The following is a 25,577-nucleotide window of genomic DNA, read 5'->3' as shown; positions in this document are numbered from 1 at the left end:
AGAGCACCACACGGGCTGCACACAGGCTTTCGAAAGCCTCGTTAGGTTGCTGGCAAATCTATGCCGTCAACCCAGGAAGACCAGAGATGGACTACTGCACCACGTGTCGCCGGCACCTCAACGGCGCCCTGGTCTGTCCCGGGTGCGGCGCCTACGCCCCGGACATAGCCCCGATGACGATGGCCGGCTGGTACCGCCGCCCGGACGAGGCCGACACCGAGCCCGCCATGGACGACGACACGGATGTCCAGAGCCCCGGCCACGCCCCGGTCGCGGCCCCCGCACCCTACGGCGGCCGGGCCGCGCGGCGCCGGCAGCTCGCCCGGCTGAAGAAGCACCAGCGCCGGGCCATGATCGCGACCGCCGTCGCCCTCGTCGGCGGCGGCCTGAGCTTCGCCACGATGGAGCGCGGCAACAACGACCGGGCACAGGCGGCCACGACGCCGGACGACACGATCATGGGCGGCACGGGCCGGCAGACGACCGGAGTCGAGGAGGGGACGCCGGAGCAGGACACCCGCCCGCCCTCGCCGACCCCCAGCACACCGGCCTCCGACCCGGCGTCCCCCCAGGTCCCCGGTAAGCAGTCCGGTCAGCAGTCCGGCAAGCAGTCCCCCACCACACATCGGACCACGCAGTCGCACACCGTCGTCACCCCGGCGACCCCGCAGCAGCAGCGCCAGAGCCTGCCCCTGCTGCCCAGCACCCCGGACACACCGACACCGACACCGACGCCCACCCCGTCCGCCTCCGCGACGACCGCCCCCGCCGCCCCCGCCGCCCCCGCCGCGCCCGCCGCGCCCTCGACACCCTCGCAGACGCCCTCCACCCCCGCGCCGACATCGCCACCGTCGTCGCAGCTCTGCCTGCTGGTGATCTGCCTCGGCTGACCGGCACCGCGTGGCCGTCTCAGTTCCTGCGCCGCACACTCCAGTCGAACGTCCCCCGGCACACCACGGCCCCCGCCGCGTCCGTGATCTCCGTGTGGGTGGAGAGCCGGGCCCGGTCGGTCTCGCGCGCCAGCAGCGGTCGTACGGCATCCCGCGCTTCCCGCGTCAGACGGCAGGTGGCGACCAGGCGCCCGCGCGCCGGGGCCAGGAACTCCATGCTCGCGTTGGTGCCCAGCGGGACGACGCCCGTCATGTCGTCGGGGCCCGTGCTCTCGGCGATGATCGCGGCCAGGCCCGCCGCGTCGGCGAGGGCGATGAGGCCGCTGGAGTGGAGGGAGCCGATCACATTGGTGAGGGGCTCCGGGGTGGGGCAGGTTAGTTCGGCGGTGCCGTCGGCGGCGCTGAGGACCTCGATGGCGGCCGTACGGTGCGCGGGGATGTCGAGCAGGGTGCGGGCGAGTGCGGTGGTGTCCATCGCCGTAGCCTCGCACCGGGCGCTTACGACGGGATGACGTGGCGGATGACGTGAGGCGTCAGCCCCGCTCGTGCTGTCTGGGCAGGACCGTGACGCGGTGGAAGTTGCAGCCGGCGGGCGGGAGCGCGCCGGGCGGCGACGGTTTCTCATGGGCCTGGAGGGCGACGCTCACCAGGCTGGCCAGCAGGTCGACGTCGGTCTCGCAGTCGAGGTGAACCGTCACCCACCGGGAACCGGGCACCACTCGGATCGCCGTGGACCGCTCCAGGTCCTCGGCGAAACGCCTGATGGCACCGCTGGTGAGATGCAGGTCCACTTCGTGGTCGGAGTGGAAGTGAACGATTTCACAGCGCCGGGAGCGCAGTGCGCGCCCGGTACCGCAACTGGCCTGTACCGCCGTGAGGTCGGGCCAGGCTTCCAGTCGCTCCAGGGCACGCTGGGCCAGTGTCATACCTCCATCGTCACCCGATCGCCCCAAAGCCACCAGGGGTTGTTCAATCCGTAACCTTCACCAGCGGTTCACCGGCGGCGTGAGATCGGGTTCGTCCCGACCGACCAGACCGTGGACCGCGGTCGAGAGCGCGACGCGGAACGCGTACACCTTCACCGCGAGGGCGTCGCAGGACGGATACCGGTACCGGGCAGAGTTCACCAACGCGGCGGGCACCACTCGCACGACGCCGGTGACGCTCACCGTGAGGGTGCCGTCGGACGGCGGCGGCGAGGACCAGGACCCCTCCGGCACGAAGACCGGCACCGGCCCGAGGGCCAGAAGCTCACCGTCACCCCGGTCAACAACCTCGCCACCCCTGCATCGGCGGCGTCGACATGTCCGGCACCTCCCACTCCTCAGCCTGGATCTCCTCCGACCCGCCGGACTACGGCGAGGACCTGGCGATCCCGTACGGCGACGGCGGCTCGTTCGAGGTGGAGCTGACGGTCGACGGCACCGGCTCGACGGACGGCACCGGCCCCGGCTCCGCCTCCGGCGGCACGTCCACGACCGGCGGGACCGGCTCCACGGGCGGTACGGCCTCGACGACGGACGGCGGCAGCCTCGCCTCCACCGGCGTCACGGTTCTGACCGTCGCCGCCCTCGCGGCGGGCCTGCTGGGCGCGGGCCGGATGGCGTACCGCCGCGGACGCACGGTCGGATAGCCCCCATTCGGGCCAATGGGGCGATAATGGGGGTATGAGTACGGCAGCGTTTGAGGTAGCAGCCACGGCGAGTGACGTACTGAACGTGATAGCCGCCTTCGCCGGAGGACTGTTCATCGCCGGTGCACTGATCTGGGCCGTGCGGCTCGGCATGCGGGTCAGGGACCAGGAACCCCCACGGCCTCGCCCGGAGGAACAGCCCCACCTTCCCGTCACCGGCCCGGTTCATGAGATCCGGGAGATACGGGAACCGGACGAGGTCCCCCAGTCGGAGCGGGAACGGCTCATGCCGTACGAGCTCCACCACTCACGCACCAAGCGAGGAAAGGACCAGCACCGCAAGCGCTGGCTCCCCGGCACCAGCGGCGGCTTCGGCAGCGGCGGCATAGGCCACGTCTGACCGGCGGCGCATAATACGGGCATCGACCGCCGATTCCGGGAGGGGCCCGTGCCGTGAGCAGACGCCGCTTTGTGGCCAGGGGAGTGCCCGGCGGCTATCGCATCTGGGACAACCACGGCCGCCGCTGGTGGGGCGACCTGTACGAGCTGTGCCCCGACGACCTGCTCACCGAGCTGAACGGCGGCAAGGACCCGGAGGCCATCTCCGCGTTGCTCAGGCGGTACCGGGCGCTGAAGCGCTAGGCGACGGCGCCTGACCATCCCTTTGCCCTCTCCAGAGGCTCTGTCGACCATCGCGTTCCGTATTCCCGTACGCACCACCGCGTACGGGAATACGGATGTCGGCCGTCTGGAGGGCACAGTGCGATGGACACGGAACGCGACCGGAACCCTGCTCATCGGCGGCGCCCTGAGCCTCACCCTGGCCGCGCTCGCCTACCCGGGAATGCTCGGCCTTCAGACGGTGGCCGGTTCGGGGGACCGGATCATCGCGCAGACCTCGGCGGGGTCGCTGACGGAGGCGGACCGGGACTTCGTGGTGAAGGTGCGGGCGGCCGGGCTGTGGGAGTACCCGGTGGGACAGATGGCGCTGGAGAAGGGCACGACCAAGGCCGTCGTCACAGCCGGTGAGCATCTGATCGCCGGACACGCCGCGCTCGACGCCGCCGTCCGCAAGATCGCCCCCGAGCTGGGCATCACGATCCCCAACCGGCCGAGCCCTCAGCAGCAGGGCTTCGTCGCGACGCTCCAGGCGGACAGCGGCAGGCAGTTCGACACCGATATGGCCAACATCCTGCGCGTGACGCACGGCCAGATCTTCAACACGATCGCGAAGATCCGCGCCAACACCAGGAACACCCTGGTCCGCCAACTCGCCGACCAGGCCAACGACACCGTCCTGGACCACATCACGGTCATGGAGAAGACGGGCCTGGTCGACATGGACGAGGTCCTCTTCCAGGAGACCAGCCCTCCCAAGCTCCCCGCCGAGGACATGACCCCGCCACCCCCGTCCCCGGGCCAGTCCGAGGTTGTCCTCACCCCGCCGCCGACCAGCTCACCCGAGCCGACGACGGGATGACTGACCGAGCTTCCCGGGCTACGCCAGCCAGACCGTCGTATCCGGCCCGATCCGCCCGTCCTCGATCGGCCTGCTGCCCAGCAGCACCTCTCCCGGCGGCAGCGCGATCGCCGTGTCCGACAGGTTGGCGACACACCGCCAGCCGTCCCCACGGGCGAAGGCCAGCACGCCGGGCGGGGTGTCGGCCACCCAGGTCAGCTCCTCCCCCTCCAGCAGCTTGCGGCGCAGCCGCAGCGCCCTGCGGTACAGCTCCAGCGTCGAGCCCTCGACACCGTCCTGGGCCTCGACGGCGTACGACGCGAAACTCGCCGGCTGCGGCAGCCACGCGGCCCCTGCCCCGAAGCCGTACGAAGGACCGCTCGTCGTCCACGGCAGCGGCACCCGGCAGCCGTCGCGCCCCTTCGACGTGTGGCCGGTCTGTTCCCAGATCGGGTCCTGGAGCACTTCGGCGGGCAGGTCGGCGACCTCGGGCAGACCGAGTTCCTCGCCCTGGTAGACGTACGACGATCCGGGCAGCGCCAGCATCAGCAGCGTGGCCGCCCGGGCGCGCCGCAGCCCTGCCGACTCGTCGACGGCGGGGGCGGTGCCGTCGGACAGGAGCCAGGCGTCCGGGTCGGTGCCGGGCGGGAGCATCAGGCGGGAGGCGTGGCGGACGACGTCGTGGTTGGACAGCACCCAGGTGGCGGAGGCGCCGGCGGCGCGGGCGGTGGCGAGGGAGTCGCTGATGACCTGCTTCAGCTCACCGGCATCCCAACCAGCCTGCAAGTACTCGAAGTTGAAGGCCTGGCCCAGTTCGTCGGGGCGGGCGTACCGCGCGCGGCGGGCGCCCGGGACCCAGGCCTCGGCGACCGCCATACGCGGCGGAATGTAGGCGTCGAGGATCTTGCGCCAGTCGCGGTAGATCTCGTGGACCTCGTCGCGGTCGTAGAAGGGGTGGGTGCCGGGGGCGAAGTGCGGGAGGGCGGCCTCGGCGCTGAGTTCGGGGGCGCCGAGGTCACGCAGCGGCTCGCTCAGGTCCTTGGCGAGGGCGTGGGCGACGTCGACGCGGAAGCCGTCCACGCCTCGGTCCGACCAGAAGCGCAGAGTGGTGCGGAAGTCGGCGCGGACCTCTTCGTTGTCCCAGTTGAGGTCGGGCTGCTCGGGGGTGAACAGGTGCAGATACCACTGCCCGTCAGGAAGGCGCCGCCACGCGCTGCCACCGAAGACGGACTGCCAGTCGGTGGGCGGGAGCTCGCCGTTCGCGCCGCGGCCGTCGCGGAAGACATACCGGTCACGGGCCGCTGATCCCGGTCCCGCGCGCAGGGCCTCCTGGAACCAGACGTGCTGGTCCGAGGTGTGGTTCGGGACAATGTCGACCATCACCTTCAGGCCGAGGCGATGCGCCTCCTCGACCATGGCGTCGAAGTCGTCGAGGGTTCCGAGGCGGGGGTCGACGTCGCGGTAGTCGGCGACGTCATAGCCGCCGTCGGCGAGTTCGGAGGGGTAGAAGGGGCTCAGCCACAGGGCGTCGACGCCCAGGGCGGCGAGGTGGTTCAGGCGCTGGGTGATGCCCTTCAGGTCCCCGAGCCCGTCGCCGTCTGCGTCGGCGAAGCTGCGCGGATAGACCTGGTAGATGACGGCCTGACGCCACCAGTTGGGGTCGCGGGACGAGAGGTCGGGCACGCGGTCTCCTCTGCGGTGCGGTCACGCTGTGCGGTGGTGCGACAGACAAGACCCTGTCCAGATCGCCTGAAAAGTGAACCACCGGGCGGTTGCGCCAGGCGCGGACTGAAGCATTCCCGGTGTGACGGAAATGTGATGACGCCTGAACTCCCATTCCATCTCCGCAGGTTGACAGGGGTCAACGGCACGACGAGCATGGTTCTCGCCGTGGCGCATGTGACCGATGGGCCCGGTGTTTTTTTGCTTGTCTCTACAACCACTCCACCCGGCTCGGCGTGCCCGGCAGCATCGCGCTGTCCTCCACGGCTCCGTGCCCGGGTGCTCTGCTCACGCCAAGATGGGGATCCGCATGTCCATAGCGAGACGTGTCACCGCGCGCCGCCTCCTGACCACGGGCGCCGCGTCACTCGCCCTCTGCGCCGCCACCGTCGCCTCCGCCTCCGGCGCCTGGGCCACCGGCACGCCCGGCGGCGAGGGCTGGAAGTCGGGCGGCGCCTACCAGCCCGGCACCGGCGCGGGCACGGAAACCGGAACCGACCGCTGCCAGTTCTCGCTCGACGGCGCCAAGTTCTTCGACTCGGTCAAGGTCGACGACGTCAACCTCCGGCCCACCGACGACGGCAAGGTGCACATCTCCGTCCGCACCGCCGGCGACGCCACCACCTGCACCGCCTCCCTCGCCTCCTACCTCGCCCACGGCGCCACCTTCGCCACCTCCGGCGAGCAGGTCTTCGTCGACTTCGACACCGCGACCGTCAAGCCGGGCCAGACCGACACCCTCGACATCTCGGTGCCGGACGCGGGCTGCTTCGCGCAGATCGACCTGTACCGCGGCAAGGTCAAGTACGACGGCGACTTCGACGCGAACGACGGCTTCGAGCACGGCGACCTGCCCAAGGGCCCGGACCGCCCGGTCATCAAGGACAAGCTGATCGCCGCGTGGAACGGCGGCACGAAGGACTGCACGACCGTTCCTTCCGAGCCCCCGGCCGAGTCGACCCCGCCGGCCGAGTCCACGCCTCCGGCCGAGTCCACCCCGCCGGCCGAGGAGACGACGCCTCCGCCGACCGAGCCGCCGTCCGAGACCCCCTCCACCCCGACCGCCTCCGAGTCGTCGACACCCCCCGCCCCCGCCCCGAACGGCGGCGGCGACGACCTCGCCGAGACGGGCGGCAGCAGCGCGACGATGCCGATCGCGATCGGCGCGACGGTGCTGCTGGCAGGCGGCGCAGGGATCGTGGTGATGACACGCCGCCGCCGCACGTCGAACTAGGGGCGCCATAGCGCCCCTTTAGGGGCGCGGGGAACTGCGCGACCAGCCCCCACAAACCCGCAGACAAAAACGAACCAACTAACGCTCGACGGTCGAGAGGTACAACTTCACGTACCTCTCGACATCGACGTCCAACGCCACGTCCACCAAGGGCTGTTCACGAGTGCCCTCGTGAATCTCGGCCTCACCGGGACGTGGACGCCGGTCGACGATCGTCTGCCCCCGCCCCGGCCCCGGAGAAAGGTTCACCTCGACCGGCAGCAACTCCGTACGGATCCCCGCCGGATCGACAACCGCACACACCGCACCCGCGTCTCCAAGACCCCCCGTAGGGGTCGGGTCCCCGGACGCACCCGGATCACGGTGAGCAAGCAACTCCCCGGCCATCCGAAGACTCGCCTCCGCACTCGTCCGCAACCGCTGCACATCCGCCGCAGGCACCAGCACCCGCTTGAACACATCCAGCCCGTACATCGTGATCGGCACCCCCGCGGTGAGCAGGATCGCCGCCGCCTCCGGGTCGTGCCACACATTGAACTCCGCGACCGGCGTGGCATTCCCCGTCGCCACCGCGCCACCCATGAACACGATCCGCTCGATGTTGCGCACGACCTCCGGGTGGGTCCGCAACAGCAGAGCGATATTCGTGAGGGGCGCGGTCGGAACGAGCGTCACCGGCCGCGGCGACGCAAGGATCTCCCGCCGCAGCAGCGTCACCGCATCCACGTCGACCGCCGTGCGGCTCGGCGCGGGCAGCCCGAGGTCGGCCATCCCGTCCTCCCCGTGCACATGCCGTGCCGTCCGCACGGCCTCGATCAACGGCCGCTCGGCACCGCGCGCGACGGGAATCTCGGGTGCGCCCGCCTGCTCCAGCACGGTGAGCGTGTTCCGTACGACGCCGTCGACGTCGGTGTTCCCGGCCACACAGGTGATCGCCCGCAGGTCGATCCCCGGATGGCGTACGGCGAACAGCAGGGCCAGGGCGTCATCGACACCGGTGTCGCAGTCGATGATCACGGGTATGGGCTGACCGGTCACGTCGGCGCTCCTCTTTCCACGTCCGCATAGGTCACTGTCGTAAGTCGCTGTGGAAACGACCCTACGCAGCCGACCACAGTTCGGCGCCGCGATCCGCGACCCGTTCCGCGATCCGGTCGAGCAGCCCGGCGACAGGCACCGCCCCCGGCCGCCGCCCGTCCCGCAGCCGTACGGCCACCAGCTCGTCGTCCGCCTCCCGCGCCCCGATCACCGCCTGGTACGGCACGAGCCGCGCCGCCCGGACACGGGCGCCGAGGGTGCCCTCGCCGGGGCCGTACAGCTCGGCCCACAGCCCGCGCCGCACGGCCCGCCGTACGACCTCCCGCGCCTGCTCCTCCTGCGCCTCGGACACCGGCAGCACCACCAGTTGCACGGGCGCGAGCCAGGCCGGGAAGGCACCGCCGTGCACTTCGACGAGGTGAGCGACGGCGCGCTCGACACTGCCGATGACACTGCGGTGGACCATGACGGGCCGGTGCTTGGCCCCGTCCTGGCCGATGTAGTGCAGGTCGAACCGCTCGGGCTGATGGAAGTCGATCTGCACGGTGGAGAGGGTGGCCTCACGCTCCGCCGAGTCCACGACCTGCACATCGATCTTGGGCCCGTAAAAGGCGGCCTCCCCTTCGACGGCGTCGTAGGCGACCCCGGCCCCTTCGAGGACCTCCTCCAGCAGGGCAGTGGCCCGGCGCCACAGCGCAGGATCGGCGACGTACTTGCCGCCGTCCCCGGGCAGCGACAGCCGATACCTCGCCGCCCGGATCCCCAGATCCGCATACACGCGCCCGATCAACTCCAGGGCCGCACGCGCCTCGTCGACGGACTGCTCCAGGGTGCAGAAGATATGCGCGTCGTTGAGCTGCATGGCCCGCACCCTGCTGAGCCCACCAAGGACGCCGGACAGCTCGGAGCGATACATACCGCCCAACTCCGCAATACGGAGGGGAAGTTCGCGATAACTGTGCGACCGGGACCGGTAGATGAGCGCATGGTGCGGACAGAGCGACGGCCGCAGCACGACCTGCTCGGCCCCCATCTCCATGGGCGGAAACATGCCGTCGCTGTAGTGGTCCCAGTGCCCCGAGATCTCGTACAGCTCCCGCTTCCCGATCACCGGCGAATACACATGCCGATACCCGGCCTCCCGCTCCACCTCCCGGACGTACTCCTCCAGGCTGTGCCGTACGACGGCTCCATCAGGCAGCCAGTAGGGCAACCCGGCTCCCATCAGCGGATCGGTGTCGAACAACTCCAGCTCACGACCGAGTCGACGGTGATCGTTCATAACGGGCTCCTCCGCTAGTGGGACGAGGAACCGGCCGGCAACACGCCAAAGCCCCGGAGCACTCGCCCCGGGGCTTCGATGATCCACATCAGCGGTCAGCGCGCCGGGACACTCTCCGGCGTCGTCGTCATGGGGGACGGCTGGGCGCGCTTCATGGGGGGACGGTAGCAGGGGCGGGGACGGGGCCGCGACGAATTTTCCGGTGACGCTGGGCTGTTCTAGCCTCGCGCTTTCATGGGGACGCTGTCCGAGGCTTGATCGAATAAGCGGAGAGTGCTCCTGACCTGTAACGATGGGACTTGTCTAGGGTCCTGTCAGCTGCACGGAAGAAGCACTCTCCAGGTGAAGAAGATTATCGGGTCCTGCCCGCGGGTCCGCATCGAGGGCGGCGGCCGGGCGGTGGTCTCCCAGGCCGGGAGCGTGCTGCTGGTCGAGACCGTCCGCAAGGCCCGCCTGGACACCGCGATATCCGCAGCGCTGATGCCGTGGCGCAAGCCGCGGGCCGTCCATGACCCGGGCAAGGTCCTCCTGGACGTCGCCCTGGCTGTGGCCTTGGGCGGGGACTGCCTCGCGGATGTCGGCATGCTGCGGGCCGAGCCGGCTGTGTTCGGGCCGCCTCGGACCCGACGGTCTCCCGTTTCATAGACACCCTCGCCGCCTGCGGCGAGAAGGCCGTGGGTCTCGACGGGGTGCCGGTGATCGCGCACTCCGAGAAGGAGGACGCCGCACCCATGTGGAAGCGGACCTCGGCCACCACCCCCTGGCGGGCTTCGTCGACCACGGCCCCGGCGGCACCGGTGAACCGGTTGCGGCCCTCCTTCGACCGGGCAACGCGGGATCGAACACCGCATCCGACCACATCACCGCCGCCAGGCTGGCCCTGGCCCAGCTGCCGAAGGAGTACCGGCGCGGGCGCCGGACCCTGATTCGCACCGACTCCGCTGGCGGCACCCATACCTTCCTCACCTGGCTCGCACAGCGCGGGAGGTGGCTGTCCTACACCGTCGGCATGACCGTCACCGAGCAGGTCCACAGCCACGTGCTGAAGGTTCCGGCCTCCGCCTGGACGCCGGCCGTCGAGACCGGCGGCGAGATCCGCGACGGCGCCTGGATCGCCGAACTCACCGGCGACGTCCTTCACGGCTGGCCGAAAGGCATGCGGCTGATCGTCCACAAGGAACGCCCCCACCGGGGCCCATTTGAGGATCACCGACACGGACGGCATGCGGCTGACCTGCTTTCGCCACCAACACCACCGGCCTCCCGATCGCCGAACTCGAGCTTCGCCACCGGCCTGACCAGCCTCCCCCTGCACCGCACCGCGCAAAACAGGATCTGGCTGGAGATCGTTCAGATCGCCCTCGACCTGCTCGCCTGGAGCCGATGCTCGCCCTGACCGGCGAGGCCAGACGCTGGGAACCCCGGCGCCTGCGACTCCGCCTGTTCACCATGGCCGGACAGCTCATCACGACCGGCCGCCGACGGATCCTCCGCCTGGCCCCACGACTAGCCCTGGACCGGTGTGATCACCGACGTCCTCGAACGGCTCGCACTCCTGCCGAACCCCGGTTGAACAGCAATTTTCCCGTCCCTGCGACAGCAACCTCGACTCCGGAGCAGTGGAACCCGGCGCCATCCCGAGACGACACTCGGCCCCCGGCCTGCCCACTCGCAGCCCACAGTACGAAAACGGTCCACCGACTCCGTCGGCGGACCGTCATGAAACTTCGAGGTAAGGAGCGTGTCCAGTTGCTGGGGCAACTTCTCGACCGTGTTGCGCATACCGACGGCGTCGACGACGTCCCATACTGCGTCGTCGTCGAAGGTGCGGGGTTGACCGAGCATGATGTTCTCGCGGACAGTCCCTTTTCCTGCTCCACCACTTCAAGCGCCTTGCCGTTCGCTAAGTCGATGCACCGAACTGCACGACGCCTTCGTTTCCCTCGCCTGCAGCCTCACCTCCTGGAGCCGACTCAAGAAAGGTCCGACCATGAGCATATTGCGAGCTCCTATGTAGGGCTTGAATCCCAGAAGTGGAGTGGGCGATACCGTTTGCGAACGGGGATTCGGCCAAAATGAGCGCCCAAGGGGTGGTGTTCGATCCCTCGCTTGCGCAATTGGAAGACCGTGCGAAGTCCGTCGGCGATAATGCAACACCGCGCACCGAATTGGCCTGAAGTCGCTGGTGTTGCGTAAGCGTGAACCGGGGCATGTCGCACGTCGGCGCTTACTGGCAGGTCGTCCGGTGGTCCGCTCCGGGGGTCAGGCGAAGAGCGGCCACGGGGTGAAGCCTTGCAGGGGCGGGTAGTTGCTACGGTCGCTTTGCGTCGTGCTGTCTGAAACTGAGCGTTGTCGAAATGCTCCGCAACGTGATTCCGTCCGATCTTGCAAGCATCTGGGGGGGGAAGTTTCTGCCGGTACGGACGAGGCGTTCGTGCTGCGTAACGCGGCTTGCCTGACGGCGTGATCCCGAGGTGCCTGTGTACGTGCAATGTCGGGAATCACGAGTAGGAGAGCACGTGAGAATCAAGAAGGCTATCGCTTCCGTCATGCTCGTTGGCTCCGCCCTGATGGTCACGCCCGTGGCCAACGCGGCGATAAGCGACTGCAACAACAACAATATGTGTATGTGGGGCAACAATGACTACCGGTGGATGATCGGCGAGCGCGCCGACGGCAACGCCACGATCACCAACCTGACCGGCGACCAGGACAACGAAATGGACTCGTGGTCCAACGAGTCGGGCACCCACGCGGGCTGCATGTACGGCGCCAGGAACGGCACCGGTGACAGGCAGGGCATGGCTGCGGAAGCCAATGACAACAACGTCTCGCCGCTGAACAGCGACGAGGTCAGCTCGTGGCGAACCAGGTACGGCTGCTAAACCGCTCAGAGAGCAGAAGGGCTGACGACATGACCGGAGCACCGCTGATCCAAACGCGCGACTTGTGTAAAGCCTACCGATCGGCAGTGGAAACGGTGTGGGCCGCACGGGAGGTGAACTTCGCTGCCAGCGCGGGCGAGTTCGTCTGCGTATATGGGGCGAGCGGCTCCGGGAAGTCGACCCTGCTGAACCTGCTGGCCGGCCTGGATGTCGCCGATACCGGTGACATCCAGGTCGCCGGTGTCGACGTCAGTGCGGCGGATGAGGCCCGGCGCGCGCGGCTGCGGTTGGATGCCGTCGGCGTGGTCTTCCAGCACCACCAGTTGGTGGAGGAGTTCACCGCCGCCGAGAACGTTGCGTTGCCGCTGGAGGCGCGCGGGGAGACGCCCTCTGCCGCCCGTGCAGAGGCTGTCGCCCAATTGGCCCGGGTAGGCCTGGCCGGGCTGGAGGACCGACTTCCAGGTCAGCTGTCCGGCGGCCAGCGGCAGCGGGTGGGCATTGCCCGGGCGCTGGCCGGTGACCGCGCCGTGCTACTGGCGGACGAGCCGACAGGAGCGCTGGATTCGGCCGCTACGAGGGAGATGTTCACGCTGCTGCGGAAGCTGTGCGACGAGGGGGTGCTGGCAGTGGTCTGCTCGCATGATCCCCGCTGCCGGGAGTTCGCCGACTCGGTTTATGAGGTCGTCGACGGCCGCCTGGAACACCGCTGATGGCGCGGCAGCCGAAGCAGGCAGATAAGGGCACATCGGTCCTGCCGCAGCCACGGCTCGCGGCACGGCTGGCATGGCGGCTGGGCCGGCGCCCGGGCCAATGGATTGGTGCCTCTTCAACGGTGTTCGTGGCGGGTCTGTTCGCGATGGCCATGTTCATCGCGTTGTCGACGTTGTCACTCTCAGGTGCTCAGGAGGCCGATCGCGACTTGGGCCGTTTCGATGCTCTCGCGAGCGCTGAGATGACGCTTCCCCCGGCAGTAAGACGCCGGCCCCGGCCATGGCCGGGGCGGCGCAGCAGGCCGGTGCGAACGAGTCCGCCGCCTTCCTCACCGCGCTCGACGTGCAGCTCGCCGTCACTCCGGCACGGAAAGTGGCCCTGCTGGAGGGGCAGTGGAAGCCCAACCCGTATCCAGATGTGTACGAGTTGACGGCCGGGCGCTGGCCGCAACAGCCGGGCGAGATCGTTGTGACCGACCCCGGGGACGTCAAAGCCGCGCCCGGCCAGACGCTCACCGTGCTCGGTGACGTTCGGCTGCGCGTGGTGGGCGTCGCAGACAACCACTACGCGAACACCTCGGCCCTGCTCGCCGCGCCAGGCACGTGGAGCAGTCTGGACCCGAAACTCGCTGAGGGCTACCCCTCCCTGGCCGCACAGCCGTACCTGCTGTGGACCGGGGGTCCAGAACAAGCCGTCATGGATGCGGTAACGAAGACGCTTACGCCGTACAGCGATGGCTCCAGCTCACAGGAGGCCAAGGGCGGACCGGAACTTCTGCCCGGCCCGCCGATCCTTCGGGCACAGCTGGAGACCAAAGCAGCCGATTACTGGATCGAGAAGTCCCCCGCCGGATACACCATCCCCGCCGTTTTGGTCCCCATTGGCGCCGTGCTGCTGATGTTCGGGCTCGTCGACCGACGCCTGCGGCGGACCACGGAGACCATGGTCTCCTTGGGGCTGCGACCCGCCACCACGGTAGCGGCCGTGAGCTTCGCCTGCGTGGCATGGTGCCTGGCGGCAGCTACTGCCGGTGCCGCCGCCGGAGTTGCCACCGGCTGGGCCCTACGACCTCTCCTGGCGTACCTGCAAGACCGGCCGGTGGGAGATGCCGAAGGAATGACAGACGCTGCTACGCAGCTCCTCGCTCTGGTCGCGGCAACCGGATTACTGACCGGCGCGGGGTTGCTCCTGGCCCGCCGGACCCGCAGTGAGCAGCCTCACCCCACCACCACGTCACCGGCACACCAGCCGCAGGCGAAGAATCTTCGCAAGAGGAGTGCCGCGACGGTTGTCCGCGATGTCCGCCAGCTGGCCGCGCTGGGCGTCTGGTGCGTCTGCATGGTCTACACGGCGACACGCCTCGACACCCCGTCCGAGGGCATGTTCCTGACCGCCCTGATCACGGCCGCGGTGGTGCTGACGTTGCCGGAGTTCTTCGGACTCGCGACCCGTCTGCTCTCGGAGCGTGATGCCCGCCGCAGGCTGGCCCGCCGTCAACTGCAGGCCGACCGACGGCGGGCACAGGCCGCCCTCGCCGTCCTTACCGTGATCATCGGCGCCAGCTTGGGCATGCTCGCCCTTCTCGACACCCTGATCCGCAGCAGCGAGAACACCGTGCAACCGGAGGTCCTGCCCGGCCAGGTACTACTGGCGCACCGGGCCAGCAGCGCCTTCCCACCACCCGAGCGGACGCTCACCGTGCTCAAGGAGAGCAAAGTTCTCGAAGGCCTTCCCCAGGTGGAACTCCACCGCCTCTCGAAGGAGTCCGTGGACGAAACCGGCCCCGTCCCCAGCACAACTCGCCAAGGCAACGACGGCGGCATCCTAGCCGTCGACTCACCCGACGACGTCCCCGTCCTGACCGGCCGGCCCCTTACCGCCGACCAGCGTGCGCTGCTCAACCGCGGCGGCCTCCTAGTCTGGGCGGACCGCGACAACGCCCCGCCCCCCGCAGGACAGCCGACCCGACTTGTGGTGGCTGAGGACGACCGTATCCTCAGCGAAACCCCTCCCCTGCCCTCCAAGCCACTGGAACTGGCACGCGCGGGCTGGCGCGCCGGCACGGACGGGATCCTTCTCGTCGACACCGCCCGCCGCCTTGACCTCCCCATCGCCGTGCGGGGCCCGATCATGGCCGCCGACGCCGACGACGGCCAGGACAAGCGCGTGCAACAGATTCTCCAGGACCACGCGATCGACGCGCGCGCCGCCTACATCCATGTCGAGCCAGAACCACCGGTCCCGGATACAGCGCTCTACGTCTCCGCCGCGGCCTTGGCCCTGCTTGCGCTCACCACCGTCCTCACCGCGCTCCGCGGCCAGACCCGAGCACTGAAGACCTACATCGACAGCCTCATCGCGCTCGGCATCCCGCCATCCTGGGGCCGCCACATCATCCTCTGGCAGTACGCCCTGCTTCTGGGAACCGCCACTCTCCTCGGGCTCTTCATCGCCATCGTCCCGACCGTGGCTCTGGCCACCCAGATCCCCGACTTCCAGCTCAGCATTCCCTGGGGACAGATGAGCCTGCTCCTCGCCACTCTCGCCCTGGCCTCCGCGCTCGCCGCAACCCGATCGACGCTCGCTCTACGCCGGTAGGGGCAGCTCGTCCCCCGTGGAACCGTCGTCCTGGTGCGATAGCGCACCAGGACGATCGGGACTGCTGCAGGGTTGGGCGACACCTGACCTGGCTTGCTGAGAGGCGGTCAGGAAAGCAGAAAGTTCCTCTGACCAGCAAGAATGAGGATTGTCGAGATCCTTGTTCCTGCCATCGTCGGAGGCACTTCCCAGGTGAAAAACTCTATCGGGGCCTATCCCCGTGTCCGCGTTCAGGACGATGGCCGCCAGGTCGTGTCCCAGGCCGGGTCGGTTCTCCTCGTCGAAACGGTCCGCAAGACCGGTCTCGACCAGGCGATATCCCGGGCTCTGGCTCCATGGCGCAAGCCGCGGGCCGTCCACGATCCCGGCAAGATCCTCCTGGATGTCGCCCTGGCGGTCGCGCTGGGCGGGGACTGCCTCGCGGACGTCGCGATGCTGCGGGCCGAGCCGGCCGTCTTCGGCCCGGTCGCCTCCGACCCGACCGTCTCCCGCCTGATCGACACCCTCGCCGCCTCCGGCGAGAAGGCCCTGCAGGCCGTCCGGTCCGCACGGGCCGAAGTCCGCAACCGGGTCTGGTCGTTGGCCGGCAGACACGCCCCGGACACCGACGGCCAGGTCACCGTCGACCTCGACGGCGTCCTCGTGATCGCCCACTCGGACAAGGAGGACGCGGCAGCGACCTGGAAGAAGACCTACGGCCATCACCCGCTCACCGCCTTCGTCGACCACGGCCCGGGCGGAACCGGAGAACCGGTCGCCGCGCTCATCAGGCCGGGGAACGCAGGCTCGAACACGGCCGCCGACCACATCACCACCGCCCGGCTGGCCCTCGCCCAGCTGCCGAAGCACTACCGGCGAGGGCGGCAGACGCTGATCCGCACGGACTCCGCCGGCGGCACCCGGGAGTTCGTGTACTGGCTCGCCAGGCGAGGACGGTGGCTGTCCTACTCGGTCGGCATGACGGTCACCGGGCAGGTCCACGAACACGTCTTGAAGATCCCCGCCCAAGCGTGGACCCCGGCCGTCGGGACCGACGGCTCGGTCCGTGACGGTGCCTGGGTCGCCGAACTCACCGGCGGGCTCCTGGACGGCTGGCCGAAAGGCATGCGGCTGATCGTCCGCAAGGAACGGCCTCATCCCGGAGCCCAGTTGCGGATCACCGACGCGGACGGCATGCGGATCACCTGCTTCGCGACCAACACCCCCGACCGGCCGATCGCCGAACTCGAACTCCGTCACCGGCTGCGTGCCCGCGCCGAGGATCGCATCCGCGCCGCCCGGGCCACCGGCCTGCGCAACCTGCCCCTACACTCCACAGCCCAGAACAAGGTCTGGCTGGAGATCGTGCAGACCGCCCTCGATCTCCTGGCCTGGATGCCGATGCTCGCCCTGACAGGCAGGGCCAGACTCTGGGAACCCCGCCGCCTGCGCTTCCGGCTGTTCACCGCGGCCGGACAACTCGTGACCACCAGCCGCCGGCGGATCCTCCGTCTGGCCCGGCACTGGCCCTGGGCCAGCGAGATCACTGCAGCCCTCGAACGGCTCGCCCTCCTGCCGAACCCCGGCTGACCAGCCGATACCCCGCCCCTACGACGACAGCCCGATACCGGAGCAGTGGAACCCGGCGCCACCCCGAGACGACACTCGGGCCCTCAACCTGCCCAGCCTTCCCCACCCGCAACGAGATGGTCCGCCGACTCCGTCGGCGGACCATCAAGAAAGATCGAGGCTAGCCCTTAGATACTCGCCCTCTCGATGGCGTCGAAAATGTCGGCGTCCGTCTCCTTTTGCCACTCAGGAAGCTCCGACCAATCCGCAACATAACCCGGCTTCGGGTCTTCGATCCGCCGGTAGATCTGAGCGATCCAGCACGTAGCAACAAATCGACCGCGTTGCTCCCGAGTCAGCCGAGCCGTGCTGCCGCCTGAGGCCTCGATAAATTCACGCACCTGTCGGCACACGGCGGCGGCGGACTCCCGCTCCCAGTCCGGCGTCTCCTCCCATGGGGTGATGTACCCCGGCTTAGGATCTCCAGGAAAGTATTTCTTGACACCCTCGATCCATGCCGCACGGAAGATGCGGCCTTCATCGACACTCACGGATTACCTCTCATCCCGAGACTTTCAATGCCGAAATCTGCCCTGTCAGGTCCTTGATCCTGCGGTCTGCCTTCAGCGGTTCAAGCTGCATCTGGAGCCCGTAGAGTTTGCTGCCGACCCAGCCTGAACCGCGTTGCCGCGCGATACTCAGAGCTTCGTTCGCGTACGACACGAGTTGGTCAACGTCCCGCCGCTGCACCCCGAGCAGGGCCAGATCCGCCAAAATGGCGCCCCTCCGGCGGGAAGTCGGGGGGCAAATCCTTCAGTGCAGCGTTCAGCGCATCCTCGGCCAGGTCAGGCCGCTGGAGTTTCGCGAAGCAGGTACCGCGCTCCTCCGCGAGACGGGAGCCGTCGAACCTCAACCATCCTCCGTTGTGCACCGGCCCGGAGAGGGAGTGCACTTCCTCTGCTTCATCCAGGGCACGCTTGCAGGCGTCGAAATCTCCAATGGCTGCGAAAATCTCCGCCTGAACGGCAGCGACCCAATGCCGGGTAGCAAGCTGCGTATCCCCCTGCCGGGCCACGTCACGGGCCAGTTCCAACAACGGTGCGGTCTCCTCGTACCGCTGATCTCCGTACAAACCGATAAAGGCATGACGCGTCAGAGCACAGGCCCACAGGTCGGCATTCCGGGCCTCACATGCCGCGCTGGCTGCGAGGGTGTAGCAGTGTGCTGCGTCCGTGTAGTGGTTGCCGTCGAACATGATCTCCCCGGCGAGCTGGAAGAGATCCCCTGCATCCGCACAGAGACGCTTGTGCGCCGCTCCACGCGCTCCGCGAAGCGCACTCGACAACTCGGCTGCCTGATCGCGGACGAGGGGGTACACGGCCTGCTTCGACGAGGCCAAGGAGTACACCTGCCACAGGTGCGGGCCCATACTCGTGTATCCCGCTGACGCCGTCGCTGCGGCACGGGTAGGCATGGAGACCATCGCGCCCGCCATGGCCACGAGTTGCAAGAAGTCGCGTCGGATCACGTCGTCAAAGTCACCGCCCTCCACTCTCGTTGGCGGTACTGGCGTGTCGTCCGGTACCAACACGTCCAGTGCCAGCAGGCCCTCCAGCTCCGCCGGGGTCACCTTGAGGAGTCTTGCGAGCTTCGGCCAGAGGAACCCCTGAGGGACCGCCTCTCCGCGTACCCAGCGGCCAACCGTGGTGCGGTCGACGGGCAGGGCATGTGCCAGCCGCTCCTGACTGTAGCCGCACGCCCTCATGCGCCGCTGTAGGCCATCACGCCTGTCCGCCATACCTCGTCCTCTCGGGCATGCCGTCTTCCCTGGTCACGGTAGTGGACGCGTCAGACATGCGTCATAACTGCGGCAAAAGTGACGTGGTCACGGCCCATGTTCCAGCCGTTCACTGGGGCCCGTCCGCTTCAACTCCCGGCGAGAGGCCGTGAGATGACCGTGAAGGCTGAGGAGCCACAGGCTGCCTGGTCATTTGGGAGGACACAACGGGCGTGTGGCTGCACTGCCGGACGCAGCTGAAGCCGGACGCATGAACTCCCGCTGCCTGCCGGTGATTTACTCCTTCCGTGAAACGGTCCCCACCCCCACGGAAGCCCGGCGGACAGCGGGTCGCAAGTGCACCCCAATCCGCAAGGAGGCACCATGCCGGCGACCGACCCCACCACACCGATCAAGAAGATGGATCCCCGGAAGATCATGGATGAGCACCTGCTCGACCGGCTCTCCACCCGCATCACTGCCGATCACCCGCACATGGAGCGTGAATACGCCCGGCGCATCATGACGGAGACCGTGAAGTTCCTCGTCGCCGGAGTCAAGAGCGACGGGCCCCTCTCTCCCTCGGAGACCGTCGACATCGGGTGGCACACGTTCATCCTGCACACGGCGGACTACGCCGAGTTCTGCGACCGGGTGGCGGGATACTTCATCCACCACAACCCTGAGTACCTGGACGGGAAGACCCACGGAGGGCCGAAGAACGTCCGGCAGCGCACCCTCGACGCCATCACAGCGGCCGGATTCGAAGTCGACCTTCCGCTGTGGCCGGCGGTGGCGGACTGCCACCAGTGCCACGCCGGGTGCCACGACAGCCCGAAGTAAGGGGACCACATGACCACAGCCCAGTTCTGGGGCGACTACGCCCAGACCAAGCCATCGCCTCGCGAGACCAACGCTGCCGGAGAACGCACGTGGTTCAACTGGACCCAGTACCCGGAGCATGGCCCCGATGAGGAGATCTTGTGCCGTCAAGGCTTCGGCATGCCCGAACGCGCCCTGGAACTGGGCTGCGGCTCCGGCCGCAACATCGCACACCTCGCTAGCCGCGGAGTGACCTCCGTCGGGCTGGACCTGTCGGACGTCCAGCTCTCCAGAGCCCGCGCGAAATGGGGAGATGTAGAACGCCTGCACTTCGTCCAGATGGAAGCGACCGAGTTCCTGGGCAAGACCGAGGACCGGTACGACGCCGTGTTCTCGATCTTCGGCGCCCTCTGGTTCACCGACCCCGCCGTCTCGCTGCCCCTCGTACACGATCATCTGAACCCGGGAGGAGTCCTGGCGTTCTCCCACGCGCCGGCCATCGATGGCTGCTACGGGGCCCAAGGGGCGTACAAGGGACGCTTCGCGGGTGCCCCGCCGATCCTGCGCCGCTGGGCCTATACGCCTCAGATGTGGACGGGAATCCTGCTCAACTACGGCTTCATGGACGTGTCGGCGGTCATCCTTCCGGCCCCGCATGCTGGGGATCTGGGGACACTTCATGTCCGGGCTGTACGCATCTGAAGCACAGCCGAACCCGGCCGTCCCTCAGGCCCCCGCTTCGGCCTGAACGGCCTCGTACTCAAACGCCGGACGGACTGAGATTGCCTGCACCGGCGCCGACAAGCGACGAGCCAGCAGCCGTCCCGCCAAGCTGCGGGCACCACGTCCCGTCAAGCTGCGCGCACCACGTCCCGCCCAGCTGCGGGCATCCGTGCCGCCTAGGGCGGCACGGATGGGCGCAGGCGGCACCCCGTAAGCGCCGGGCTGCGCGACCCACCCCCCGCCCAGCCCCCACGCCGGGTGCCCTGCTCACCCGGACGGCCCGGCGCGCTGGTGGCCCCCCGATCCCAGTGGTGCCGTAGGAGACACGCCCCTGCCCCGGCACCCCAGGAGCCCCGTCGATGCCCCGCACTCCGGCCGTCCCCCTCGTCCTTGCCTCCGCCCTCCTGACCGCGGCGACCGCATGCTCGGTCGACTGGCCGGAAACGCCCTCCGCAGCCGAACGGCCCAGCACCCCCACCCCCGCACAGTCACCGTCACCCGCAGCCGCCCCCTCCCTCACCAGAGCCCAGACAGAAGCCGCACTCATCACCGAAACCGACCTCGGAGACCCCTGGATGCCCACGGAAGGGGCCGCCACCTGGCGGGACGGGCTGCTCAAGGCGGCAGCACGCCCGGCGGAGTGTCAGCGGCTGCTGGACACCGTCTACACGGACGAACTCTTCGGCACGGCCACGGGGACGCGAGCCGTCGTCGCCCTGGACGACGCCTGGGACGGGGCGCAGCTGCGCTATCAGGTCGTCACTCAGCGCCCGGCGGAGGTGGAGAGCACGCTCGCCTGGCTGAGGTCGCTGCCGAGGAGGTGCGCCACGTTCACCGCGACGACCGCACAGGGCGCCGTACGCGAAGGCCAGGTCAGCGGTCTGGAACTGCCCGACGTCGGCGACGCCCGCGAGGCGGTCCGGCTCACGCTCACCGGAGAATCCGCGGAGGGCGAGTTCACCCTCATCCTCGACGTCGCCGCCGTCCGCGTGGGCGCCGACGCGCTCGCGCTCACCAACGGCGGCATCGGCGAGGTATCGGCCGAGGTCACCCAGGGCGTCGCGGAACTGGGCGCCACACGCCTCGCCGAGGTCCGCAAGCGGGGCCGTGCGGAGGTCTGAGGACGAGCAGCGGCGGCAACGCTTGCGGCTCAGTCCCGGTCGAACCTCGCCCGCTGCGCCACCACATCCCGCGCCACATCCACCGCGGTCCGCTCCTCCGCGAACGCCCGACCCCGCAACCGCGCCATCGCCTCGTCCGCCCCGACCCCCAGCTGAGCCATGATCATCCCGGTGGCCTGGTAGATCTCGTCGTGCTCGGTCGCGAGGCCGCTGAGCCACCGCCCCGGGTCGAGCACACCCTCCTCCTCGCGCGGCAGGGCCATCAACGCCACCGTCATGACCCCGGCGACGAGCCGAGCGGTCCGCAGGTCACGCGCGCCGAGCGCGCCGGGCTCCCGGCGATACAGGTCCAGCGTGCCCAGGCACTCCAGCCCCTCCGGCCCGGCTCCGCCGTCCTCACCGCCCAGCGGCACCGCGTACGCCGCCCGTATCCCCACCGCCGTGGCCTCCATCGCGAACACCGGCCAGCGCCGCGCACCCTCCTCGCCCGCCAGATCCTCGGCGAACACCGCCACCCCGTCCTGCGCGGCGGCAAGGCAGGGCCCCTCGCCCAGCGTCGCCTGGATCTCCGTGAGCCGCTCCGCCAGCTCGTCACTCGCACACAGCTGTACGGGCATCCCGCCGCCGTGCAGCGAAACGGTCGCCCCGGTCACGTCCACCAGCCGGACCGCGACCGCGCACAGCCGCTCCGGTATCTCCGCCGGCCGGGCGCCCCGCACCTCCTCGCCGATCACACGGGCGGTGGGATCACGTTGCCGGGGACCCTCACCGCCGGCGGAACGGCCGTGCCGCTCGTCCCTGGGCCGCACGGTCACCGCCTCCTCCATACGGTGCGGCCTGCATGGTCTCTGCGTCCGGGGCGGTCCACAGGACCGTCCGTCCCGGACGCCGCCCGACTACCCGAGGGACCTGGCCCGAAACGCCCGCCTACCGCTTCTCGTACGGATCCAAAGGCTGCTTCACCCGCACCACCGACCCGGCGTCCAGCACCGGCGGCCAGGCCGCGTCGCTGCCCAGCTCGCCCTTCGGACGCCAGGTGCCGGTGACCGTGACCCACGCGTCGGTCGGCGGATGCCCAGAAGAAGCATTGCCCCGGATCTCGATCTTGCTGGTGGTGGCGTCGGCGGCGCAGCAGGTGACGTAGAGGCGGGTGACGTACCAGGTGCCGTCGTCGTCCTGGGTGACGAAGCCGGTCATGCGGACGGTACGGCCCTTCAGTGAGCGTCCGCTGTCGTAGATCGCCCTGGAGCTGAACTCGGCGAGCGTCAGCCGCACCGGGTCCCCGGAGGGCAGCGCGGGAAAGGTCCCGACCCCTTGAGCCGCCCGCTGCGCCGCCTCACGCCCGGCGCTGTAGGACCCGAGTGCCGGGGGAGGGAAGAGGAGGAGGGCGAGGGCGGGAAGGGCGAGCAGCCAGGCCGGCCGGGGCCCAGGATGCGCATGCCCATGGCCTTCCTCGTACTCTTCGTCCGCGTGCCGCCCCCGCCACCGCACGACCCCCGCCGCCGCCCCCAGCAGCACCAGCACCGCCCCGGACACGACCAGATACGGCCGTAGCCCCGACTGCACATACCGCAGGTACAGCTCGCTGAACAGCGAGATCCGCAGGATCGCGGCGCCGGTCAGAAGGAGCAGGATCGCCGGGCCGTAGCGCCTCACAGCAGCCACCACCCCACCAGCACGCTGCTCACCACGGCCACCACCCAGGTCACGGACGAGAACCGCAGCGCGAAGCCCCGCCCGAAGGTCCCCGCCTGCAACGCCATCAGCTTCAGGTCGACCATCGGGCCCACCACCATGAACGCCAGCCGCGCGGTCGGCGAGAAACCGGTCAGCGAGGCCGCGACGAACGCGTCGGCCTCGCTGCACACGCACAGCACGACCGCGAGGACGGCCAGCAGCAGCACCGACAGCCAGGCGGACCCGGTGAAGACGTCCAGGACGGAGCGCGGGACGGCGATGTTGAAGGTCGCCGCGGCAGCCGCGCCCAGGACGAGGAAGCCGCCCGCGTGCAGGAAGTCGTGCTGGAGCCCGGAGGCGAAGCCGCGCAGCCCGGTCGTGGCGTTCGGCGTCGTACGGCCCTTGGGCAGCCGCAGCCACTCCTCCTTGCCGAAGCGCACCCACAGCCAGCCCATGACGACGGCGGTCGCGAGCGAGGCGACGAGCCGCCCGAGGACCATCATCGGCTGCCCCGGGAAGGCGATGGAGGTGGCGACGAGGACGACGGGGTTGATCGCGGGCGCGGAGAGCAGGAAGGCGAGCGCGGCAGCGGGGGCAACCCCTCTCCTCATCAGGCTCCCCGCCACCGGCACGGACGCGCACTCGCACCCCGGCAGCACGACGCCCGCCGCACCTGCCACCGGCACGGCGAGGGCCTGGTTCTTCGGCAGCAGGCGGCTGAAGACCTTCTCCGGTACGAAGGCACCGATCGCCGCCGAGACGACAGTCCCGAGGAGCAGGAAGGGCACACCCTGGACGGCGACGGCGGTGAAGACGGTCCACCAGGCGGCGACGGGCGGGGTGTAGAGGTCGAGGGCCACCATCGGCCCGAGCACGGAGACGACGGCGGCGATGGCGATGAGCGCGGCGCCGCCGAGCACGGCGTACACGAGGGTTCGAACGGCGAGCCGCAGGCCGTCGGCCACAGTCCGTTGGTTCTCCACGCGCCTCGCCCTGGTCGTCCCTTGTTCCCCGCGCAGGCTAAACCGCAGCCCCTGTGCCCGGCCCGGACTTTCTCAAAGAGGGGGCTGTGCGGGTGCGGGTCCGAGGGTGGTGGTGCCGGGGGCCGTACGGTGTCCCAGCCCCGTCCGGTACGCGTCCAGGGCCGCCTCCACGCGCCCGGTCCGCCGCAGCAGATCGCCGAGCAGCCGGCACAGGTCGGCGAGATCACCGGCGGCCCCGGCCCGTTCCAGCAGGCTGAGCGCGCGTACGTAGTGCTCCTCGGCATCGTCCGTGTCCCCGGTGTCCTCGGCGATGATCCCGAGCAGCCGGTGCGCGGCGGCGGCGTGGACGGCGCCGCGCTCGGAGGACAGATCACCGAGGACCCCGTTCAGGAGGGCCGCCGCCTCCTCGGACTTCCCCCTGCGGTGGAGTACGTCGGCCAGCTCGACCGCGACCTGGCTGCTGTAGAGGGCGGCGCGCTTGGCGGAGAGCATGTCGAGGGCGGCCCTCAACTCGTCCTCGGCGCGCTCCAGTTCACCGTTCTGTGCGCACACATACCCGCGCATCCAATGGCAGTTGGCGAGTTCGGTGCGGATCTGCAGCTGCCGGTACAGCTCGGCCGCCTTGGCCAGCGAGGCATCGGCCTCGGCGAGCCGCCCTTCGGCGAGCAGGGTGCGGGCGACCGACCGGTGCATACGGGCCACCAGTGCCGGGTCGCCCGCGCTCGGGGCGAGCGCGAGAGCGAACTCGGCGGCCTGGGCGGCGCGGGCATGGGCGCCCATGTCCATGTACGGCCCGATGGCGGAGGCGTAGAGCAGCAGCAGGGCGTCCGGGTCGTGCAGGCCGCCCCGGTTCAGCTCGTCGAGGGTGGACTCCAACAGGTAGACGGCGTACCGCAGTTCACCGGCGAGGTAGTGCGCGACGGCCCGGCCGCGGATCGCCGGGACACGGGCGGGCAGCGGTGCGTCGGCAAGGGTCTCCTCGGCGCGCTCGAAGCACTTGCGCGCCTCGACCAGCTCGCCGGTCTGGATCCCGCATTCCCCCAGCCCCAGCAGCGCGGCGGCCTGTTCCTCCGCCAGCCCGTGCGGCTCGGCCTCGTCCAGCACCGTCCTGAACCCGTGGGCGGCGGCCTCGGTCCCGCCGGTGGCGAGGGTGCGCTGGGCGCCGGTGAGCTTGAGCCGAAGCTCGGTGACGAGCCGGGCGGACCGCCCGATGGCCAGCTCATCAAAGCCGACGCCGAGCCGCTCGGCGAGATGCCGCAGCGCGTCGTCGGAGGGCCGCACCCGTCCGGCCTCAAGGGTGGACACATAAGCGGGCGTATACGCGGGCTCGGCCAACTGCCGCTGCGTCAGCCCCCGCTCGACCCGCAGCCGCTGCACCCGGCGCCCGATGGTCTCCGGGTCGTCCCGCTCCGGCATTCCGCCCAACTCCCCTGGCCCCTCTTGCCGTTCGGCAAGCGCAGCCTTTAGGTTAAAC

General features: G+C 69.6%; 24 protein-coding genes and 3 pseudogenes. 14 read left to right on the top strand and 13 right to left on the bottom strand.

The window, feature by feature from the left end:
* The first annotated feature begins 86 nt into the window (after window positions 1–86).
* Window positions 87–890: a hypothetical protein gene (locus tag QQY66_RS25115; RefSeq protein WP_301982571.1), complete on the top strand. Its 804-nt coding sequence runs from the start codon at window positions 87–89 to the stop codon at window positions 888–890.
* A gap of 19 nt (window positions 891–909) precedes the next feature.
* On the opposite strand, the gene QQY66_RS25110 is transcribed toward QQY66_RS25115, so the two are convergent.
* The 3 genes from QQY66_RS25110 to QQY66_RS25100 are packed head-to-tail and all read right to left on the bottom strand — an operon-like array spanning window position 910 to window position 2,122.
* Window positions 910–1,365 carry a DUF4442 domain-containing protein gene (locus tag QQY66_RS25110; protein WP_301982570.1) on the bottom strand — a complete coding sequence of 152 codons (456 nt, stop codon included), beginning with the start codon at window positions 1,363–1,365 and terminating at the stop codon, window positions 910–912.
* A 58-nt stretch (window positions 1,366–1,423) separates the two neighbouring features.
* Complete coding sequence (locus QQY66_RS25105; RefSeq protein ID WP_301982569.1) at window positions 1,424–1,816, bottom strand: luciferase family protein; 393 nt, start codon at window positions 1,814–1,816, stop codon at window positions 1,424–1,426.
* Between the two features lie 57 nt (window positions 1,817–1,873).
* Window positions 1,874–2,122: a hypothetical protein gene (locus QQY66_RS25100; RefSeq protein WP_301987779.1), complete on the bottom strand. Its 249-nt coding sequence runs from the start codon at window positions 2,120–2,122 to the stop codon at window positions 1,874–1,876.
* A 71-nt stretch (window positions 2,123–2,193) separates the two neighbouring features.
* Between QQY66_RS25100 and QQY66_RS25095 the strand changes: the two genes are divergently transcribed.
* From QQY66_RS25095 to QQY66_RS25080, 4 genes are all read left to right on the top strand, one after another.
* Window positions 2,194–2,523, top strand: coding sequence for a hypothetical protein (locus tag QQY66_RS25095; protein ID WP_301987778.1), 330 nt, complete (start codon window positions 2,194–2,196; stop codon window positions 2,521–2,523).
* Window positions 2,524–2,557: 34 nt separating this feature from the next.
* Window positions 2,558–2,923, top strand: coding sequence for a DUF6479 family protein (locus QQY66_RS25090; protein WP_301982568.1), 366 nt, complete (start codon window positions 2,558–2,560; stop codon window positions 2,921–2,923).
* 53 nt (window positions 2,924–2,976) lie between these two features.
* Window positions 2,977–3,165 carry a hypothetical protein gene (locus tag QQY66_RS25085; RefSeq protein WP_301982567.1) on the top strand — a complete coding sequence of 63 codons (189 nt, stop codon included), beginning with the start codon at window positions 2,977–2,979 and terminating at the stop codon, window positions 3,163–3,165.
* Window positions 3,166–3,319: 154 nt separating this feature from the next.
* Window positions 3,320–4,003 (top strand): DUF4142 domain-containing protein, encoded by a 684-nt coding sequence (locus QQY66_RS25080; protein ID WP_301987484.1) that lies wholly within the window; start codon window positions 3,320–3,322, stop codon window positions 4,001–4,003.
* Window positions 4,004–4,021: 18 nt separating this feature from the next.
* Here QQY66_RS25080 and QQY66_RS25075 read toward each other — a convergent pair whose 3' ends face one another.
* Window positions 4,022–5,665: a glycoside hydrolase family 13 protein gene (locus QQY66_RS25075; protein ID WP_301982566.1), complete on the bottom strand. Its 1,644-nt coding sequence runs from the start codon at window positions 5,663–5,665 to the stop codon at window positions 4,022–4,024.
* A gap of 349 nt (window positions 5,666–6,014) precedes the next feature.
* Between QQY66_RS25075 and QQY66_RS25070 the strand changes: the two genes are divergently transcribed.
* Window positions 6,015–6,938 carry an LAETG motif-containing sortase-dependent surface protein gene (locus QQY66_RS25070; protein WP_301982565.1) on the top strand — a complete coding sequence of 308 codons (924 nt, stop codon included), beginning with the start codon at window positions 6,015–6,017 and terminating at the stop codon, window positions 6,936–6,938.
* A 78-nt stretch (window positions 6,939–7,016) separates the two neighbouring features.
* On the opposite strand, the gene QQY66_RS25065 is transcribed toward QQY66_RS25070, so the two are convergent.
* Both QQY66_RS25065 and thrS read right to left on the bottom strand, forming a co-directional pair.
* Window positions 7,017–7,976: a nucleoside hydrolase gene (locus tag QQY66_RS25065; protein ID WP_301982564.1), complete on the bottom strand. Its 960-nt coding sequence runs from the start codon at window positions 7,974–7,976 to the stop codon at window positions 7,017–7,019.
* Window positions 7,977–8,037: 61 nt separating this feature from the next.
* Window positions 8,038–9,264 (bottom strand): annotated as a pseudogene (thrS, locus tag QQY66_RS25060) (threonine--tRNA ligase); the annotation flags it as partial.
* Window positions 9,265–9,600: 336 nt separating this feature from the next.
* Here thrS and QQY66_RS25055 point away from each other — a divergent pair.
* The 5 genes and pseudogenes from QQY66_RS25055 (at window position 9,601) to QQY66_RS25035 (ending at window position 17,021) form a co-directional block, all read left to right on the top strand.
* A pseudogene (locus tag QQY66_RS25055) lies at window positions 9,601–10,831 on the top strand (transposase).
* A gap of 946 nt (window positions 10,832–11,777) precedes the next feature.
* Entirely contained in the window at window positions 11,778–12,143 is a 366-nt protein-coding gene (locus tag QQY66_RS25050) for a peptidase inhibitor family I36 protein (protein WP_301982562.1), read from the top strand.
* A gap of 29 nt (window positions 12,144–12,172) precedes the next feature.
* Entirely contained in the window at window positions 12,173–12,853 is a 681-nt protein-coding gene (locus QQY66_RS25045; RefSeq protein ID WP_301982561.1) for an ABC transporter ATP-binding protein, read from the top strand.
* Between the two features lie 280 nt (window positions 12,854–13,133).
* Window positions 13,134–15,452 carry a hypothetical protein gene (locus QQY66_RS25040; RefSeq protein WP_301982560.1) on the top strand — a complete coding sequence of 773 codons (2,319 nt, stop codon included), beginning with the start codon at window positions 13,134–13,136 and terminating at the stop codon, window positions 15,450–15,452.
* 192 nt (window positions 15,453–15,644) lie between these two features.
* On the top strand, window positions 15,645–17,021 hold the full coding sequence (locus QQY66_RS25035; protein ID WP_301982559.1) for an IS1380 family transposase: 1,377 nt from the start codon (window positions 15,645–15,647) through the stop codon (window positions 17,019–17,021).
* Between the two features lie 167 nt (window positions 17,022–17,188).
* Here the strand turns inward: QQY66_RS25035 and QQY66_RS25030 are convergent, their stop codons facing one another.
* From QQY66_RS25030 to QQY66_RS25020, 3 genes and pseudogenes are all read right to left on the bottom strand, one after another.
* The gene (locus tag QQY66_RS25030) at window positions 17,189–17,551 is read right to left on the bottom strand and encodes a hypothetical protein (protein ID WP_301982558.1); all 363 of its coding nucleotides are present in this window, start codon (window positions 17,549–17,551) and stop codon (window positions 17,189–17,191) included.
* A 179-nt stretch (window positions 17,552–17,730) separates the two neighbouring features.
* Window positions 17,731–18,630 carry a transcriptional regulator gene (locus QQY66_RS25025; protein WP_301987777.1) on the bottom strand — a complete coding sequence of 300 codons (900 nt, stop codon included), beginning with the start codon at window positions 18,628–18,630 and terminating at the stop codon, window positions 17,731–17,733.
* A 39-nt stretch (window positions 18,631–18,669) separates the two neighbouring features.
* A pseudogene (locus QQY66_RS25020) lies at window positions 18,670–18,765 on the bottom strand (helix-turn-helix domain-containing protein); the annotation flags it as partial.
* A 396-nt stretch (window positions 18,766–19,161) separates the two neighbouring features.
* Between QQY66_RS25020 and QQY66_RS25015 the strand changes: the two are divergent.
* The 3 genes from QQY66_RS25015 (at window position 19,162) to QQY66_RS25005 (ending at window position 21,443) form a co-directional block, all read left to right on the top strand.
* Window positions 19,162–19,620: a hypothetical protein gene (locus tag QQY66_RS25015; protein ID WP_301982557.1), complete on the top strand. Its 459-nt coding sequence runs from the start codon at window positions 19,162–19,164 to the stop codon at window positions 19,618–19,620.
* A gap of 9 nt (window positions 19,621–19,629) precedes the next feature.
* Window positions 19,630–20,301 carry a trans-aconitate 2-methyltransferase gene (locus QQY66_RS25010; RefSeq protein WP_301982556.1) on the top strand — a complete coding sequence of 224 codons (672 nt, stop codon included), beginning with the start codon at window positions 19,630–19,632 and terminating at the stop codon, window positions 20,299–20,301.
* 380 nt (window positions 20,302–20,681) lie between these two features.
* A complete protein-coding gene (locus tag QQY66_RS25005) occupies window positions 20,682–21,443 on the top strand; it encodes a hypothetical protein (protein WP_301982555.1) in 762 nt (253 codons plus the stop codon).
* 29 nt (window positions 21,444–21,472) lie between these two features.
* Here the strand turns inward: QQY66_RS25005 and QQY66_RS25000 are convergent, their stop codons facing one another.
* The 4 genes from QQY66_RS25000 to QQY66_RS24985 form a co-directional block, all read right to left on the bottom strand.
* Window positions 21,473–22,258, bottom strand: coding sequence for a GAF and ANTAR domain-containing protein (locus QQY66_RS25000; RefSeq protein WP_367666994.1), 786 nt, complete (start codon window positions 22,256–22,258; stop codon window positions 21,473–21,475).
* Between the two features lie 112 nt (window positions 22,259–22,370).
* Window positions 22,371–23,099, bottom strand: a complete 729-nt coding sequence (locus QQY66_RS24995; protein ID WP_301987482.1) for a TIGR03943 family protein — start codon at window positions 23,097–23,099, stop codon at window positions 22,371–22,373.
* Window positions 23,096–24,103, bottom strand: coding sequence for a permease (locus tag QQY66_RS24990; protein WP_301982554.1), 1,008 nt, complete (start codon window positions 24,101–24,103; stop codon window positions 23,096–23,098). The genes QQY66_RS24995 and QQY66_RS24990 overlap by 4 nt, the downstream gene beginning before the upstream one ends.
* A 72-nt stretch (window positions 24,104–24,175) precedes the next feature.
* The gene (locus tag QQY66_RS24985; protein WP_301982553.1) at window positions 24,176–25,519 is read right to left on the bottom strand and encodes a helix-turn-helix transcriptional regulator; all 1,344 of its coding nucleotides are present in this window, start codon (window positions 25,517–25,519) and stop codon (window positions 24,176–24,178) included.
* Between the last annotated feature and the right edge of the window lie 58 nt (window positions 25,520–25,577).

Origin of the sequence: Streptomyces sp. DG2A-72 (assembly GCF_030499575.1) — a bacterium.
Taxonomy (GTDB): domain Bacteria; phylum Actinomycetota; class Actinomycetes; order Streptomycetales; family Streptomycetaceae; genus Streptomyces.
Note: the sequence above shows the minus strand (reverse complement) of the source record. Positions and strands in the feature narration are given on the sequence as shown.

What these genes read in the sequence shown, in the direction of transcription:
- QQY66_RS25110 (WP_301982570.1), bottom strand. Translation starts at nt 1,365, where the DNA reads ATGGACACCACCGCACTCGCCCGCACCCTGCTCGACATCCCCGCGCAC.
- QQY66_RS25005 (WP_301982555.1), top strand. Translation starts at nt 20,682, where the DNA reads ATGCCCCGCACTCCGGCCGTCCCCCTCGTCCTTGCCTCCGCCCTCCTG.
- QQY66_RS25090 (WP_301982568.1), top strand. Translation starts at nt 2,558, where the DNA reads ATGAGTACGGCAGCGTTTGAGGTAGCAGCCACGGCGAGTGACGTACTG.
- QQY66_RS25040 (WP_301982560.1), top strand. Translation starts at nt 13,134, where the DNA reads ATGGCCGGGGCGGCGCAGCAGGCCGGTGCGAACGAGTCCGCCGCCTTC.
- QQY66_RS24985 (WP_301982553.1), bottom strand. Translation starts at nt 25,519, where the DNA reads ATGCCGGAGCGGGACGACCCGGAGACCATCGGGCGCCGGGTGCAGCGG.
- QQY66_RS25115 (WP_301982571.1), top strand. Translation starts at nt 87, where the DNA reads ATGGACTACTGCACCACGTGTCGCCGGCACCTCAACGGCGCCCTGGTC.
- QQY66_RS25045 (WP_301982561.1), top strand. Translation starts at nt 12,173, where the DNA reads ATGACCGGAGCACCGCTGATCCAAACGCGCGACTTGTGTAAAGCCTAC.
- QQY66_RS25095 (WP_301987778.1), top strand. Translation starts at nt 2,194, where the DNA reads ATGTCCGGCACCTCCCACTCCTCAGCCTGGATCTCCTCCGACCCGCCG.
- QQY66_RS25105 (WP_301982569.1), bottom strand. Translation starts at nt 1,816, where the DNA reads ATGACACTGGCCCAGCGTGCCCTGGAGCGACTGGAAGCCTGGCCCGAC.
- QQY66_RS25070 (WP_301982565.1), top strand. Translation starts at nt 6,015, where the DNA reads ATGTCCATAGCGAGACGTGTCACCGCGCGCCGCCTCCTGACCACGGGC.
- QQY66_RS25010 (WP_301982556.1), top strand. Translation starts at nt 19,630, where the DNA reads ATGACCACAGCCCAGTTCTGGGGCGACTACGCCCAGACCAAGCCATCG.
- QQY66_RS25015 (WP_301982557.1), top strand. Translation starts at nt 19,162, where the DNA reads ATGCCGGCGACCGACCCCACCACACCGATCAAGAAGATGGATCCCCGG.